We start from the raw sequence: 14,520 nt of genomic DNA, 5'->3' as shown, positions 1-14,520 counted from the left end.
GCTCAGCCCTGCACGGCCGGCGCGGCCGGAGCGGTCGCCTTCGCCCGGGCCGACTCCACGCGCTTGTCATGCTTGGAGATCTCGGGCTCCCGGCTGCGCAGCTGGGCGTACAGCGGCGCCGCGACGAAGATCGTCGAGTACGTGCCGACGATGATGCCGATCAGCAGGGCGAGGGAGATGTCGCGGAGAGTGCCCGCGCCGAGGACGAACGCGCCGATCACGAGGATCGCGGCCACCGGGAGGGCGGCGACGATCGAGGTGTTGATGGAGCGCACGAGAGTCTGGTTCTCGGCCAGGTTCACCGTCTCGGAGAAGGTGCGGGTCGTGCTGCCGAGCGCCTCCACGGTGTTCTCGCGGATCTTGTCGAAGACCACGACCGTGTCGTAGAGCGAGTAGCCGAGGATCGTCAGCAGTCCGATCACCGCCGCCGGCGACACCTCGGTGCCGGTGATGCCGTAGACGCCCGCCACGATCACGAGGTCGTGCAGGAGCGCGACGATCGCCGCGAGCGACATCTTCCAGGTGCGGAAGTACGCCCACATGGCCAGGGCCGCGAGGACCACGAAGATCACCAGGCCGCGCAGGGCCTGCTGAGTCACGTCGTTGCCCCACGCCGCTCCGATGAAGGAGGAGGCGACCTGGTCGGTGGGCACGTCGTACGCCTCCGACAGGGCGTTCCGCACCGCGGTCGACTCGTCGGTCGAGAGCTGGCCGGTCTGCACGCGGATGGAGTCGTCGCCGACGATGGACACTCGCGGCACGGTCTCGGGAGCGACCGAGGTCACCGCATCCGTCGCCGTCGCCTGCTCGAGGCTCGACGGCGAGGACACCGTGAACTGCGAGCCGCCGGTGAACTCGATGCCGAAGTTGAAGCCGCCGCGGGCGACCGTCCCGAGCAGCGTGATCAGGATCAGGGCGAGCGAGACGAGGTACCACGTGCGGCGCCGGCCGACGAAGTCGATCGATCGCGCACCGGTGTAGAGGTCGTTTCCGAACTGCGAGAAGCTGGCCATCACGCGTCCTTCCCGTTCGAGTCGTTGGAGTCGCGCAGGCCGGCCGCCTCGGCGGCCTTCCGCTCGGCGATGGTCTGGCGCTTGGCCGCCTCGCGGGACGCGGAGGCGCGCTTGCCGGCGACCACCTGGTCCTGCGGACGGAAGGCGGCACGGCCGCGGTAGACGGCCCCGAGCGCCCGGGGATCCAGGCCCGAGGCCTTGTGCCCCTCGGCGAAGAACGGTCTCGTGGCCATCAGCTGCAGGATCGGGTGGGTGAACAGCGCCACCACGATCAGGTCGATGATCGTCGTGATCCCGAGGGTGAGCGCGAAGCCGCGGACACTGCCGACGGCGAGGAGGAAGAGGACCACCGCGGCGAGCAGGTTCACCATGTCGGACGCGAAGATGGTGCGCAGCGCGCGCCGCCAGCCGGACTCGACGGCGGACTCGAGGCCGCGTCCGTCACGGAGCTCGTCGCGGATGCGCTCGAAGTACACGATGAACGAGTCGGCCGTGATGCCGATCGCGACGATGAGACCCGCGACTCCTGCGAGCGAGAGGCGCAGTCCCTCCCGCCAGGACAGCAGCGTGACGACGAGGTAGGTGACGATCGCCGCGACGAGCAGCGAGGCGATCGTGACGGCTCCGAGAACGCGGTACTGCGCGATGGAGTAGACGATGACGAGGATCAGGCCGATGAGGCCGGCGAGCAGGCCGCTGGCGAGCTGGGCGGAGCCGAGCGTCGCCGAGATGCTGTCCGAGCTCTGGACCTGGAAGCCGATCGGCAGCGCGCCGTACTTGAGCTGGTCGGCGAGCGTCTTCGACGACTCCTGGGTGAAGGAGCCCGAGATCTGCGCGTTGCCGTCGGTGATGGCGGCGTTCGTCGACGGGGCCGAGATGACCCGGCCGTCGAGGACGATCGCGAACTGGTTCTGCGCACCCTGCAGCGCCACGAGGCGCGAGGTCACGTCGCCGAAGGCCTGCGTGCCCTGGTCGTCGAACGAGAGGTTGACGGCCCAGGTGCCGGTGCTGGCGCCGGAGGAGGTCGTCATCAGGCCGTTCGAGGCGTCCGAGATGTCCTCGCCGGTGATCTCCACCGGGCCGAGGACGTACTTCACCGTCCCGCTGTCGTCGCAGGTGATGAGCGGCTGGTCGGCCGGGGCGAGGTTCGGGTCCTGGCCGTTGAGGAACGCGCAGTCGAACGAGGTGTACTGGGCCTCGAGCGCCGGCGTGAGGTAGGCGAGGTCGCTCGCGTTCGTCGGCGAGGCGGTCGGCTCCGTCGCGAGCGACGGGTCGACGGGCGTCGGCGTGGGCGAGGACGTCGCGTCGCCGCCGACCGAGCTGTTGGTGGCCTGGCTCGCGACGAGGACCGGGCGGAAGTCGAGCTTCGCCGAGGCCTCGATGCGCTGGAGCGTCTCGTCGTCGGGCGTGCCCGGGATCGAGACGACGATGTTGCTCGAGCCCTGGGTCGTGATCTCGGCCTCGGAGACGCCGGACGCGTCGATGCGCTGGCGGATGATCGAGACGGCCTGCGTCAGCTGCTCCGACGAGACGGTGTCGCCGTCGTTCAGCTGCGGCTGCAGGACGATCTGCGTGCCGCCCTCGAGGTCGAGGGCGAGCTTCGGCGTCCAGGAGCCGCCGCCCCAGAGGACGGCCGCCGTGTTGAGTCCGACGAGAGCGAGGATCAGGACACCGAGCCAGCTCAGGGAGCGGCGGGCCTTCCGGACGGGGGTTGATGCGGCCACCCAGGGCTCAGCTTTCTCTTCGGTCGACGGTGATCGGCCCGGGGTCGCCCGGGCGTGGAGAAGGGCGGGCGGGCGCCGATGCGCCCGGCCCGACCAGGAGACTACTGCGCGTCGGGGCGGCGGTCGCGCTCGACCGGGTCCACCAGCGGGTCGCGGTGCGCGGAGTCGCGCTCGCCGAACTCGGGCGATCCGGTCGCGGTCAGCGGGTCGGCCTCGTCCTCGGTGTCGACGGCGACGGCGTTCTCGCTCGGGTCGATGAGGCGGGCGATCGCCTGACGGTGGATGGTCAGCAGCGTGCCGGGGGTCGACTCGATGACGATCTTGTTCGCCTCGTCGTCGATCGACACGACGGTGCCGAAGAGGCCGGAGCCGGTCATGAGCTCCACCCCCGGCTGGAGGTTGTTCTTCATGCTCTCCGCGTCGCGCTGGCGCTTCTTGTTGTTGCGGAACATGAAGATGATCATCACGGCGAGCAGCAGGACGAGCAGGATGATCGTCGGATCCATGGGTGGGCCTTCCGGAGTGGATGGGCGATCCGCCGCGCGGCCTCAGGTCGAGGCGGAGCGGATCGAGCGGCCCGTCGGGCCTAGAGAATCATAGATCATCGGGGAACAGGGGCGGCTGAGCCGCCGTCCCCCGGGGGTCGATGCCGAAGTGGCGGTAGGCGGCGGGGGTCGCCACGCGGCCGCGCGGCGTCCGGGTCAGCAATCCGATCCGCACGAGGAACGGCTCGACGACGGCCTCGACCGTCTCCGCCTCCTCCCCCACCGACACGGCGAGGGTGTTCAGGCCGACCGGCCCGCCGTCGAAGCGGGTCAGCACGATCTCCATCACCGCGCGGTCGAGCCGGTCGAGTCCGAGCGCGTCGACGTCGTAGAGCTCCAGCGCCGCGCGGACGGCGGTCACGTCGGCCCGTCCGCCGTGGACCAGGGCGAAGTCCCGCACCCGCCGGAGCAGGCGGTTGGCGATGCGCGGGGTGCCTCGGCAGCGGCCGGCGATCTCGGCGATCGCGTCCGCGTCGATGTCGAGCTCGAGCAGCCGTGCCGCCCGGGCGAGCACCTGCCGCAGCTCGTCCTCCGCGTAGAACTCGAGGTGCGCGGTGAAGCCGAAGCGGTCGCGGAGCGGATTGGGCAGCAGGCCGGAGCGGGTCGTGGCGCCGACGAGCGTGAACGGGGCGAGATCCAGCGGGACGGACGTCGCTCCCGCCCCCTTGCCGACCATGATGTCGATCCGGAAGTCCTCCATCGCGAGGTAGAGCATCTCCTCCGCGGAGCGCGCCATGCGGTGGATCTCGTCGATGAAGAGGATCTCGCCGGGCAGCAGCGAGGAGAGGACGGCGGCGAGGTCGCCCGCGTGCTGGATCGCGGGGCCGCTGGAGAGCCGCAGGGGCGAGGAGCTCTCCTCCGCCACGATCATCGCGAGGGTCGTCTTGCCGAGACCGGGCGGGCCCGCCAGGAGGATGTGGTCCGGGGTCCGGCCCTGCATGGCCGCGGCCTTGAGCAGCAGCTCGAGCTGGCCGCGCACCTTGCGCTGGCCGACGAACTCGCTGAGGTTCCTGGGCCGCAGAGCGCCCTCGAAGGCGACCTCGGCCTCCGATGCGACCTCGGCGCCCAGCACCTCGTCGCTCACGAGCGGGCCGCCGGACCGAGGCGGGCGAGGGCGAGCCGGAGCAGCGCCTGCACGTTCGCGGCGTCGGAGGCCTGCGCGTCGAGCAGGATCTCGTCGACCACATCGGCCGCGGTGCGCTCGGGCCAGCCCAGGCCGACGAGCGCCGCGAGCACGTTCTGCGCGGCGGTGGCGGCGGGACCGGAGCCGCGGGCGGCGCGCGGACGGACGGTCACCTTGCCGGCGAGCGACAGGATGATCAGCTTGGCCGTCTTCGGGCCGATGCCGCTGACCTTCCGGAACACCCCGTCGTCCTCGTCGGCGACCGCCTGCGCGATCCGGTCCGGCTCGACCGCGCCGAGCACGCCGAGGGCGGACTTCGGGCCGACGCCGGTCACGCCGATCAGCAGCTCGAAGATCTCGAGCTGCTCCTCGTCGGGGAAGCCGTAGAGGGTGAGCGAGTCCTCGCGGACGACGAGCACGGTGCTGACCGTGGTCTCGTCGCCGACGCGCATCTCGAGCGCGTGCTGCGGGGTCACGTTCACCGCGTAGCCGACGCCGTGGACGTCGAGGACGGCGAGGCTCCCGCGGGCGGAGAGGACGGTGCCGCGGAGGGAGGATATCACCGCGTCAGTCTAGATGCTCGAACAGGCGTTCGACTCGCGGCCTCGGCGGCGCGCCACGCCCGCTGCGCTGCTGTGCCGCCCGCCGCTCCGTCGGCACCGGCTCCCGCCGACCCGGAGGACGACGTGAGAGGGGCCCGCCAGGCGTGGCAGACGGCCAGGGCGAGAGCGTCGGCCGCGTCGGCCGGCCGCGGCGGGGCGTCGAGCCGGAGGACGCGCTGGATCATCGCGGTGACCTGGCGCTTGTCCGCGGCTCCGTAGCCGGTGACGGCGGCCTTCACCTCGCTCGGCGTGTGCATCCCGACCGGGAGCCCGCGCCGGGCCGCCGCGACGAGGGCGATGCCGCTGATCTGCGCGATGCCCATCACGGTGCTGACGTTGTTCTGCGCGAAGACCCGCTCGATCGCGACGGCGTCGGGGCGGTGCTCGTCGAGCAGCGCCTCGAGCCCGTCGCCCAGGGCCAGCAGGCGGCGCTCCAGCGCGTTGTCGGGCGGTGTCCGGAGGACCGTCACGTGCACGAGGGTCGCGCGGCGGTCGCGCGAGACGTCGACGATGCCGACGCCGCAGCGGGTGAGCCCGGGGTCGATCCCGAGGACGCGCATCAGGCCGCCCTCCGGGATCGGGCCGGGCTCACCGCGTCACTCCTCGTTCTCGAGCTCGGCGCGCACCTCGGCCGTGATGTCGAGGTTGGTGTAGACGTTCTGCACGTCGTCCGAGTCCTCGAGCGCGTCGATCAGGCGGAAGACCTTGCGGGCCGTCTCGGCGTCGGCCTCGACCTGGAGGGAGGCGACGAACTCGATGTCGGCGGAGTCGTAGTCGATGCCCGCCTCCTGCAGGGCCGAGCGGGCCGGGACGAGCTCGCTCGGCTCGACGCGGACCTCGAAGCTCTCGCCGTGGTCGAGCACGTCGTCGACGCCGAAGTCGAGGACCGCGCCGAGCACGTCGTCCTCGGTGACGCTCTCTCCGTGGGGCACAGAGATGACGCCCTTGCGCGCGAAGTTGTAGGCGACGCTGCCCGGGTCGGCCATGGTGCCGCCGTTGCGGGTCATCGCGGTGCGGACGTCCGCCGCGGCGCGGTTCTTGTTGTCGGTGAGGCACTCGACGAGCAGCGCGATGCCGTTAGGGCCATAGGCCTCGTACATGATCGTCGTGTAGTCGATGACCTCGCCGGTGAGGCCGGCGCCGCGCTTGATCGCGCGGTCGATGTTGTCGTTCGGCACCGAGGTCTTCTTCGCCTTCTGCACGGCGTCGACGAGCGTCGGGTTGCCGGAGAGGTCGGCGCCGCCGATCTTGGCGGCCACCTCGATGTTCTTGATCAGCTTGGCGAAGGACTTCGCGCGGCGCGAGTCCTTGATCGCCTTCTGGTGCTTGGTCGTGGCCCACTTGGAATGCCCGGACACGGTGCTCCCTCGGAAATCTCGTTGCGTGCGGCCCCCGAGGGCGCCGCTGATGGCAGGGGCCAGTCTATTCGAGAGCCGGTCCGCGCCCGTCTCGGCCCGAGCACCGAGCCTTCCGCGCCCTCCTCGCCGGAGACGAGCCGCCGTCTCGGCAGCCCCCGCACCGCCGAACCAGTGATCCGCGTGCCAGCGGATCGCTGTAGGCGGACGCGACCCGCTCCACCCGCCCCGCCAACTCCGAGAGCCGACCGCGGCGAGCCGGGCAGGGACCGGCTCCCACAAGCACCGCCGAACGCACGATCCGCGTCCCAGCGGATCGCGCTAGGCGGACGCGACCCGCTCCACCCACCCAGCCACCCCCGAGAGCCGACCGCGGCGAGCGGGGCAGGGACCGGCTCGCCACAAGCACAGCCGAACCAGTGATCCGCGTGCCAGCGGACCGCTGTAGGCGGACGCGACCCGCTCCACCCGCCCCGCCATCTCCGGAAGCCGACCGCGGCGAGCCGGGCGAGGACCGGCTCGCCACAAGCACAGCCGAACCAGTGATCCGCGTGCCAGCGGATCGCTGTAGGCGAACGCGACCCGCTCCACCCGCCCCGCCATCTCCGAAAGCCGACCGCGGCGAGCCGGGCAGGGACCGGCTCGCTACTTGATCAGCCGCGACAGCAGCCGGTCGGCGAGGATCCTGCCGTCGGTCTGGCAGGTGGGGCAGTACTGGAGCGTGGAGTCGTGGAAGACCACCTGGCGGATCGTGTCGCCGCAGACGGGGCACGCCTCTCCTGTGCGGCCGTGGACGCGCATGCCGAGCTTCTTCTCGCGCTTGAGGTCGGCCGCGTGCAGGCCCTCGGCGCGGGCGAGCGCCTCCTCGAGTGTGTAGCGGAGGGCCGCATAGAGGCGGTCCAGCTCGTCGGCGGTGAGCGCGGCGGGCTTGAAGGGCGACATGCGCGCCACGTGGAGGATCTCGTCGGAGTAGGCGTTGCCGATGCCGGCGATGCGGGACTGGTCGCGGAGGACGCCCTTCACCTGCGCCCTGCCCGCCGTGGCGAGGATCGCGCCGAGGATCTCCTCGGTGAACTCCGGGTCCAGCGGATCGGGACCCAGCCGGGCGACGCCCGGGACGTCGAGCGGATCGGCGACGATCGAGAGCGCGAGGCTCTTCTTGGTGCCGGCCTCCGTCACGTCGAACCCCGACCCGTCGTCGAGGACGAGCCGCGCGGCGAGCGGTCCCCGGCCGGGCTTCGCCGGCGCCGTCGGCCGCTCGGGCCGCCAGCGGACCCAGCCGGCGCGGGCGAGGTGCAGGAGGACGTGGGCTTCGCCGACTGCGATGTCGAGGAACTTGCCGTGCCGCGATACTCCGTGGACGGTCTCGCCGGACAGAGCCGACGGCGGGATGGCGACGGTCTTGAGCGCGGAGATCGCGAACACGTCGAGCCGCTCGAGGACGCGTCCGCCCAGGCGCGCGTCGAGATCGAGGGCGAGGGCCTGGACCTCGGGGAGTTCGGGCATGCGACCACCCTGGCCCGCGGGTCCCGCACCGTCCACCCCTGGCGGAGGGGACGGCAGCGGGTCAGTCGCCGAAGCGCGTCGCCGCGACCTTCCGCAGGAACAGCTCGTGGAACCGGTAGTCGCCGGTGATCTCGGGATGGAACGCCGTCCCGAGGAGGTTGCCCTGCTCGACCGCGACCACCCGCCCGTCGGCGACACTGGCGAGCGCGGTCGCCCGCTCGCCCAGCTCCTCCACGACCGGTGCGCGGATGAAGACCGCGTGCACCGGCGGATCGCCGATGGCCGGCACGTCGAGATCGGTCTCGAAGGAGTCGAGCTGGTTGCCGAACGCGTTCCTCCGGACCGACACGTCCAGGCCGCCGAAGCTGCTCTGGCCGTCGATGCGGTCGAGGACCCGGTCGGCGAGCATGATCAGCCCGGCGCAGGTCCCGTAGACGGGCATCCCCGCACTGATCGCCTCGACGACCGGCTCCGCGAGGCCGAAGAGGCGCGACAGCTTGTCCATCACCGTGGACTCGCCGCCCGGGATGACCAGCCCCGCGACGGTGGCGAGCTCCTCCGGGCGTCGCACCAGCACCACCTCGGCGCCCAGCTCGCGCAGGACGTGCGCGTGCTCGCGGAAGTCGCCCTGCAGCGCGAGGACCCCGACGCGGAGCCCCTCGAGGGACTCCCGCGTCGATCCTGCGCCGGCGAGCGGCGCGTCGGCGCTACCAGCCACGCTCGGCGAGGCGGTGCGGCGCGGGCACGTCGGCCACGTTGATGCCGACCATCGCCTCGCCCAGGCCGCGCGAGGCCTCCGCGACGACCTTCGCGTCGTCGAAGAAGGTGGTCGCCTTCACGATCGCGGCCGCGCGCTTGGCGGGCTCGCCCGACTTGAAGACGCCGGAGCCGACGAACACGCCGTCGGCGCCCAGCTGCATCATCAGCGCCGCGTCGGCCGGGGTCGCGACCCCGCCGGCGGTGAAGAGGACGACGGGGAGCTTGCCGGTCCGGGCGATCTCGACGACCAGGTCGTAGGGGGCCTGCAGCTCCTTGGCGGCGACGTAGAGCTCGTCCTTGGTCATCGCCTTCAGGCGGTTGACCTCGCCGGAGATCGTGCGGATGTGCTTGGTCGCCTCGGAGACGTCGCCGGTGCCGGCCTCGCCCTTCGAGCGGATCATCGCTGCGCCCTCGGTGATGCGGCGCAGCGCCTCGCCCAGGTTGGTCGCTCCGCAGACGAAGGGGACGGTGAAGTTCCACTTGTCGATGTGGTTCACGTAGTCGGCGGGCGAGAGGACCTCGGACTCGTCGATGTAGTCGACGCCGAGCTCCTGCAGGATCTGCGCCTCGACGAAGTGGCCGATGCGCGCCTTCGCCATGACGGGGATCGACACGGCGGAGACGATGCCGTCGATCAGGTCGGGGTCGCTCATGCGTGCGACGCCGCCCTGCGAGCGGATGTCGGCGGGGACGCGCTCGAGCGCCATGACGGCGACCGCGCCGGCGTCCTCCGCGATGCGGGCCTGATCGGCGTCGACGACGTCCATGATGACGCCGCCCTTGAGCATCTCGGCGAGACCGCGCTTGACGCGGCTCGAGCCGAACTGCTCGGGAGCGGACGAGGACGGAGTGGTGGTGTCGGTCATGTTCGCGAGTCCTGTTCTGTGCGGCGACTTCCGCCGACGGCAGCTCCGAGTCTACGAGACGGCGCCCGCCGTCCGCGGCGCTGGACAGGGGGCCGGGCGGCGGTCTAGAGGCTCGGCCAGGCCGCCGCGAGGCTCGCCCGCACGTCGCCGAGCAGCTGCGGGAGCGCCTTCGTGCGGGCGATGATCGGGAAGAAGTTCGCGTCGGTCGCCCAGCGCGGAACCACGTGCTGGTGCAGGTGCGCGGCGATCCCCGCTCCCGCGACCGCGCCCTGGTTCATCCCGAGGTTGAAGCCGTCGTTGTTCGAGACCGAGCGGACGACGCGCATGGCCGTCTGCGTGAGCGCTCCGATCTCGGCCACTTCCTCGGGAGTGGCCTCGTCGTAGAGCGGGATGTGCCGGTACGGGCAGACCAGGAGGTGGCCGGAGTTGTACGGGAACAGGTTCAGCAGGACGTAGGCGTGCTCCCCGCGGGCGACGATGAGGGCCTCCTCGTCGCTCAGCGTCGGCGCCACGCAGAAGGGGCAGTCGTCGGCTCCGGGCTGCCCCTTCTGGATGTAGACCATCCGGTGCGGCGTCCACAGGCGCTGGAACTCGTCGGGAACCCCGGCGAGGTGCGCCGAGCCCTCCGCTCCCTCGGGCACGCAGCCGTCGCTCACGCTCAGACCTGCGCCTTCGAGGCGACGGCCTCGCGGATGCGCGCGACGGCGTCGGCGACCGGGATCCCGTTCTCCTGCGTGCCGTCGCGGAAGCGGAAGCTGACGGCTCCGGCGTCGCGGTCCTTCTCCCCCACGATCATCTGGAAGGGCACCTTCTGCAGCGTGGCGTTGCGGATCTTCTTCTGCATCCGGTCGCTGGAGTAGTCGATCTCGGCGCGGATGCCCGACCTCTTGAGCTCGCCGACGACCTCCTCGAGGTAGGGCAGGTACTCGTCGGCGATCGGGATGCCCACGACCTGGACCGGCGACAGCCAGACCGGGAACGCCCCGGCGTAGTGCTCGGTGAGGATCGCGAAGAAGCGCTCGATGGAGCCGAAGAGCGCGCGGTGGATCATCACGGGCCGCTTCTTCGAGCCGTCCGAGGCCGTGTACTCGAGCTCGAAGCGCTCGGGCTGGTTGAAGTCGAGCTGGATGGTCGACATCTGCCAGGTGCGGCCGATGGCGTCGCGCGCCTGCACCGAGATCTTCGGACCGTAGAAAGCCGCTCCTCCCGGATCCGGAACCAGCTCGAGACCGGAGGCGACGGCGACCGCGCGCAGCGACTCGATCGCCTCCTCCCACTGCTCGGGCGCACCGACGAACTTCGGGTTGCCCTCCTCGTTCGTGGACAGCTCGAGGTAGAAGTCGTCGAGGCCGTAGTCGCGCAGCACCTGCAGCACGAACTCGAGGTTGCGGGTCAGCTCGGCCGACACGTCCTCCTGCGCGACGTAGATGTGGGCGTCGTCCTGGGTCAGGCCGCGCACGCGGGTGAGGCCCTGCAGGGTGCCGCTCTTCTCGTAGCGGTACACGGTGCCGAACTCGGCCAGGCGCAGCGGGAGCTCGCGGTAGCTGCGGCCGCGCGAGCGGAAGATCAGGTTGTGGAACGGGCAGTTCATGGGCTTGAGGTAGTAGTCCTGGCCCTGGCGGGTGACGTTGCCGTCCTCGTCCTGCAGCTCGTCGAGGTGCATCGGGGGGAACATCCCCTCGGAGTACCACTGCAGGTGCCCGCTCGTGAGGAACAGGTCGCCCTTGGTGATGTGCGGCGTGTAGACGAGCTCGTAGTCGTGGGCGAGCAGCTGCTCGCGCATGTACTGCTCGATCTCGTAGCGGATGATCCCGCCCTTGGGGTGGAAGACCGCGAGGCCGGAGCCGATCTCGTCCGGGAAGGAGAACAGGTCGAGCTCGTGGCCGAGCTTGCGGTGGTCGCGGCGCGCCGCCTCCTCGAGGCGGGCCTGGTGCTCGCGCAGCTCGTCCTTCGTGGGCCACGCGGTGCCGTAGACGCGCTGCAGCTGCGGGTTCTTCTCCGAGCCGCGCCAGTAGGCGGCAGCGTTGCGGGTCAGGGCGTAGCCGTTGCCGATCATGCGGGTGTTGGGCAGGTGCGGGCCGCGGCAGAGGTCCTTCCAGACCGTCTCGCCGGAACGCGGGTCGACGTTGTCGTAGATGGTGAGCTCGGCGCCGCCGACCTCGACGCTCTCGTGCTCGGCTCCCCCGCCCTTGATCCCGATCAGCTCGAGCTTGTAGGGCTCGCCGGCGAGCTCGGCGCGCGCCTCCTCCTCGGAGACGACGCGGCGCACGAACCGCTGGCCCTGGCGGACGATGCGGTCCATCGCCTTCTCGAGCGCCTTCATCGCCTCGGGCGTGAAGGGCTCCTCGACGTCGAAGTCGTAGTAGAAGCCGTCGGTGACGGGCGGGCCGATGCCCAGCTTCGCCTCCGGGTTGATCTGCTGCACCGCCTGTGCGAGCACGTGGGCCGCGGAGTGGCGGAGGATGTTCAGCCCGTCCGGCGAGGAGATGAGCACCGGCTCGATGCGGTCGCCCGGCACGACGTCGGCGGCGAGGTCCTTGAGCTCCCCGTTGACGCGGATCGCGACCACGGCCCGGTCGGTGAAGTGCGTGAATCCCGTGCCCGCCTCGGTGACGACCGAGTGGGACTCGTTCTCTGCGGGATTCGACGGTTCGTTCGACACGTGCGGGCACTCCTCGGGCTCGGTTGACCCCTCGACTGTAGTCGGCGGCGGCCTCTACCCGAGCGCGTCGAGCACGCGGACGCCGAGCGCGCGCAGAGCGGAGGCGAGCTCGTCCCGGTCGGCGCCGGGGAGCACGAGCGAGCTGCGCTCGAGCTGGTGCAGGAGGACCTCCTCCAGGCCGGGCGGCAGGGAGTCCACGGCGAGCGCCCCCTCGAGTGCGGCGAGCACGGCGACGACGGCCACCGCGTCGCGTGCCGCGAGTCTGCGTGCGCTGATCTCCATGCGTCTCCGTCCGTGTCGTCCGACCCCGTCACCCTGCCGACAGGACGTGCCCCGGAGAGGGGCGCGGGGGCGACCGGTGCGCAATCCGTCCAGGTGGCATCCTGGTCCGATGGGTGCCGGTCCTGCGCTGCAGCGCTTCACGCGCTCCGGGGCCGACCTGGAGGAGGCGCGGCGCTTCTACTCGGACGGCTACGGCGGGTCGGGATTCCGGACGGAACCGGTCGAGCGGCCCTTCTCCTTCCGCTACGACGTCTCCGGGAGCGAGGGCGTGAGCCTGCGGACGTCTGTTTTCCGGGGCTCCGTGTCCGGGGGGCTGCGTCCGGCGGGCGAGTACGTCGTCTCGTGGTTCCTCTCCGGCACGAGCGTGGTGGACCCGGAGGGCGATCGGATCGTCCACCTGCCGGGGCGGCCGGTCGTGTTCCCCAGCGCGCGTCCGTTCGAGTTCGTCAGCCGCGACTTCCAGCAGCGGCTCGTGCACGTGGCCGCCGGACTCCTCGAGCAGGTCGCGTCCGAGGCCGGCGACGGCGTGCCGCTGCCGCTCGTCTTCGACCACCGCTCGATCGCCTCCGCGTCGGCACTCCCGGGCTGGTGGCGGGCGGTCGACGACTTCGCGGGCGTCCTCCGGTCGGGCCGCGAGGCGACAGCGCTGCAGCTCGTGGCGGCCGAGCGCGGCGTCGCTCTGCACCTGCTCGCGACCTTCGCGCACCGGCCGGTCGTCGTTCCGGCGCAGGTGCTGCGGCCGGGGCTCGAGCACCTGCTGCGTGCCGCCGAGTTCCTGCACGCGTTCGCCGCGTCGCCCGTCACCGTGTCCGACATCGCGACAGCGGCGGGGCTCACTCCGCGGGCGCTGCAGGCCGCGTTCCGGAGGCACTTCGGCGACACTCCGCTCGGCTACCTGCGCGGCGTGCGTCTCGACCGGGCGCGCGTCGAGCTGCGCGAGGGCGCTCCGGGCGAGGAGACCGTGCGCGCCGTCTCCGCGCGCTGGGGCTTCCTCAACCAGGGCCGCTTCTCGGGGGCGTACCACCGCCGCTTCGGCGAGTACCCGGTGGAGACCCTGCGCCGCTGACGCTCAGGCGCCGGGAGCGAGATCGCGGGCGTAGCAGACCGAGTGCTCGGACCCGATGTAGGCGCCGAACGGCGGGATGGCGTGGTAGCCCTCCCGGAGGTAGAACCGCATCGCGTCGGGCTGGAGCGTCCCGGTCTCCAGCACCAGGCGCGTCGTGCCCAGAGCGGCCGCCCGCGCCTCGAGCGCGCGCAGGACGGCCGTGGCCGCTCCGGTGCCGCGGGCGGCGCGGTCGGCGAACATCCGCTTCACCTCGATCGCCCCCGGTCCGAGGACGTCGTCGTCGAGAGGCCGCAGTCCGCCGCAGGCCACCGCCGTGCCGCTCGCGTCGCGGGCGACGAGGAAGACGGGCACGTCGTCGGCCGAGGGCGGCGTGCCGGGCTCGTGGTCGTCGTTGCCGTAGCGCTCGTCGAGCTCGCGCCGCTGCGCGTCGCGCAGACGCTCGGCGTCCGCGTGGGTCCACGCCACCTCGTCGATGGTCCAGCTCATGAGGGCTCCTCCCGGCCGCGCGGCGGGCACGGCCGAGGCCATTCTGCCGCGCCCGACCCCCTCCGGCCCGCCCGGTGGCAACCCCTTCCGCGCCGGGCCGCAGCGGGCGTCGACTGGAGGCCCACCGACGAAAGGACTCACCGTGCTCTCCGACTCCCCCATCGGCCCCGTTCTGCTCTCCCGCGACCTCGCCGCCTCCCGCGCCTTCTACGCCGGCTCCCTGGGACTGGAGGTCCTCGAGGAGAGCGAGTCGGCGATCGCCTACTCCTGCGGCGGCACGCGGCTCACCGTCACCTCCAGCACCACGGGCTCGAAGGACGAGCAGACCAAGGCCGCCTGGCGGGTGGCCGACCTGCGCGCCGAGCTGGACTCGCTGGCGGCTCGGGGCGTGGCTCCGGAGGACTACGACAGCGACGAGCTGCGCACCGAGAACGGCGTGGCCGACCGCGGCAGCGTCTGGGCGGCCTGGATCCTCGATCCCGACGGGAACGCGCTCGGCATCGAGCAGCCGAAGAGCTGATCGGCGCCGCT

At 71.7% G+C, this 14,520-nt stretch carries 16 protein-coding genes; 2 read left to right on the top strand and 14 right to left on the bottom strand.

Going from position 1 to position 14,520, the window contains the following annotated elements:
• Positions 1-2: 2 nt before the first annotated feature.
• The 13 genes from secF to C5C36_RS01415 form a co-directional block, all read right to left on the bottom strand.
• The gene (gene secF / locus C5C36_RS01475; RefSeq protein ID WP_104233316.1) at positions 3-1,013 is read right to left on the bottom strand and encodes a protein translocase subunit SecF; all 1,011 of its coding nucleotides are present in this window, start codon (positions 1,011-1,013) and stop codon (positions 3-5) included.
• Positions 1,013-2,737: a protein translocase subunit SecD gene (gene secD / locus C5C36_RS01470; RefSeq protein ID WP_104246772.1), complete on the bottom strand. Its 1,725-nt coding sequence runs from the start codon at positions 2,735-2,737 to the stop codon at positions 1,013-1,015. Before secD ends, secF begins: the two co-directional genes overlap by 1 nt.
• 101 nt (positions 2,738-2,838) lie before the next feature.
• Positions 2,839-3,243: a preprotein translocase subunit YajC gene (yajC, locus tag C5C36_RS01465; protein WP_104224768.1), complete on the bottom strand. Its 405-nt coding sequence runs from the start codon at positions 3,241-3,243 to the stop codon at positions 2,839-2,841.
• A gap of 88 nt (positions 3,244-3,331) precedes the next feature.
• Positions 3,332-4,366, bottom strand: a complete 1,035-nt coding sequence (ruvB, locus tag C5C36_RS01460; protein WP_104224769.1) for a Holliday junction branch migration DNA helicase RuvB — start codon at positions 4,364-4,366, stop codon at positions 3,332-3,334.
• A complete protein-coding gene (gene ruvA / locus C5C36_RS01455; protein WP_104225337.1) occupies positions 4,363-4,968 on the bottom strand; it encodes a Holliday junction branch migration protein RuvA in 606 nt (201 codons plus the stop codon). The genes ruvB and ruvA overlap by 4 nt, the downstream gene beginning before the upstream one ends.
• Positions 4,965-5,567 carry a crossover junction endodeoxyribonuclease RuvC gene (ruvC, locus tag C5C36_RS01450; protein WP_104309110.1) on the bottom strand — a complete coding sequence of 201 codons (603 nt, stop codon included), beginning with the start codon at positions 5,565-5,567 and terminating at the stop codon, positions 4,965-4,967. Before ruvC ends, ruvA begins: the two co-directional genes overlap by 4 nt.
• A gap of 36 nt (positions 5,568-5,603) precedes the next feature.
• Positions 5,604-6,365: a YebC/PmpR family DNA-binding transcriptional regulator gene (locus C5C36_RS01445; protein WP_104224772.1), complete on the bottom strand. Its 762-nt coding sequence runs from the start codon at positions 6,363-6,365 to the stop codon at positions 5,604-5,606.
• Between the two features lie 642 nt (positions 6,366-7,007).
• Entirely contained in the window at positions 7,008-7,868 is an 861-nt protein-coding gene (locus tag C5C36_RS01440; RefSeq protein ID WP_104267372.1) for an Fpg/Nei family DNA glycosylase, read from the bottom strand.
• A 61-nt stretch (positions 7,869-7,929) separates the two neighbouring features.
• Positions 7,930-8,502 carry a pyridoxal 5'-phosphate synthase glutaminase subunit PdxT gene (gene pdxT, locus C5C36_RS01435; protein ID WP_244229657.1) on the bottom strand — a complete coding sequence of 191 codons (573 nt, stop codon included), beginning with the start codon at positions 8,500-8,502 and terminating at the stop codon, positions 7,930-7,932.
• Between the two features lie 73 nt (positions 8,503-8,575).
• Positions 8,576-9,493, bottom strand: coding sequence for a pyridoxal 5'-phosphate synthase lyase subunit PdxS (gene pdxS / locus C5C36_RS01430; RefSeq protein ID WP_104224629.1), 918 nt, complete (start codon positions 9,491-9,493; stop codon positions 8,576-8,578).
• Positions 9,494-9,597: 104 nt separating this feature from the next.
• On the bottom strand, positions 9,598-10,149 hold the full coding sequence (locus tag C5C36_RS01425) for an HIT domain-containing protein (RefSeq protein ID WP_244230646.1): 552 nt from the start codon (positions 10,147-10,149) through the stop codon (positions 9,598-9,600).
• Positions 10,150-10,151: 2 nt separating this feature from the next.
• A complete protein-coding gene (thrS, locus tag C5C36_RS01420; protein ID WP_258066763.1) occupies positions 10,152-12,062 on the bottom strand; it encodes a threonine--tRNA ligase in 1,911 nt (636 codons plus the stop codon).
• 147 nt (positions 12,063-12,209) lie between these two features.
• Complete coding sequence (locus C5C36_RS01415; protein ID WP_104224631.1) at positions 12,210-12,437, bottom strand: hypothetical protein; 228 nt, start codon at positions 12,435-12,437, stop codon at positions 12,210-12,212.
• A gap of 109 nt (positions 12,438-12,546) precedes the next feature.
• Between C5C36_RS01415 and C5C36_RS17430 the strand changes: the two genes are divergently transcribed.
• Positions 12,547-13,503 (top strand): AraC family transcriptional regulator, encoded by a 957-nt coding sequence (locus tag C5C36_RS17430; RefSeq protein ID WP_104327523.1) that lies wholly within the window; start codon positions 12,547-12,549, stop codon positions 13,501-13,503.
• A gap of 3 nt (positions 13,504-13,506) precedes the next feature.
• On the opposite strand, the gene C5C36_RS01405 is transcribed toward C5C36_RS17430, so the two are convergent.
• Positions 13,507-13,989 carry a GNAT family N-acetyltransferase gene (locus C5C36_RS01405; protein WP_104309109.1) on the bottom strand — a complete coding sequence of 161 codons (483 nt, stop codon included), beginning with the start codon at positions 13,987-13,989 and terminating at the stop codon, positions 13,507-13,509.
• 142 nt (positions 13,990-14,131) lie between these two features.
• Between C5C36_RS01405 and C5C36_RS01400 the strand changes: the two genes are divergently transcribed.
• Complete coding sequence (locus tag C5C36_RS01400; RefSeq protein ID WP_104261678.1) at positions 14,132-14,509, top strand: VOC family protein; 378 nt, start codon at positions 14,132-14,134, stop codon at positions 14,507-14,509.
• The last annotated feature ends 11 nt before the right edge of the window (positions 14,510-14,520 follow it).

This window comes from Rathayibacter sp. AY1G1, assembly GCF_002932095.1.
GTDB lineage: Bacteria > Actinomycetota > Actinomycetes > Actinomycetales > Microbacteriaceae > Rathayibacter.
Note: the sequence above shows the minus strand (reverse complement) of the source record. Positions and strands in the feature narration are given on the sequence as shown.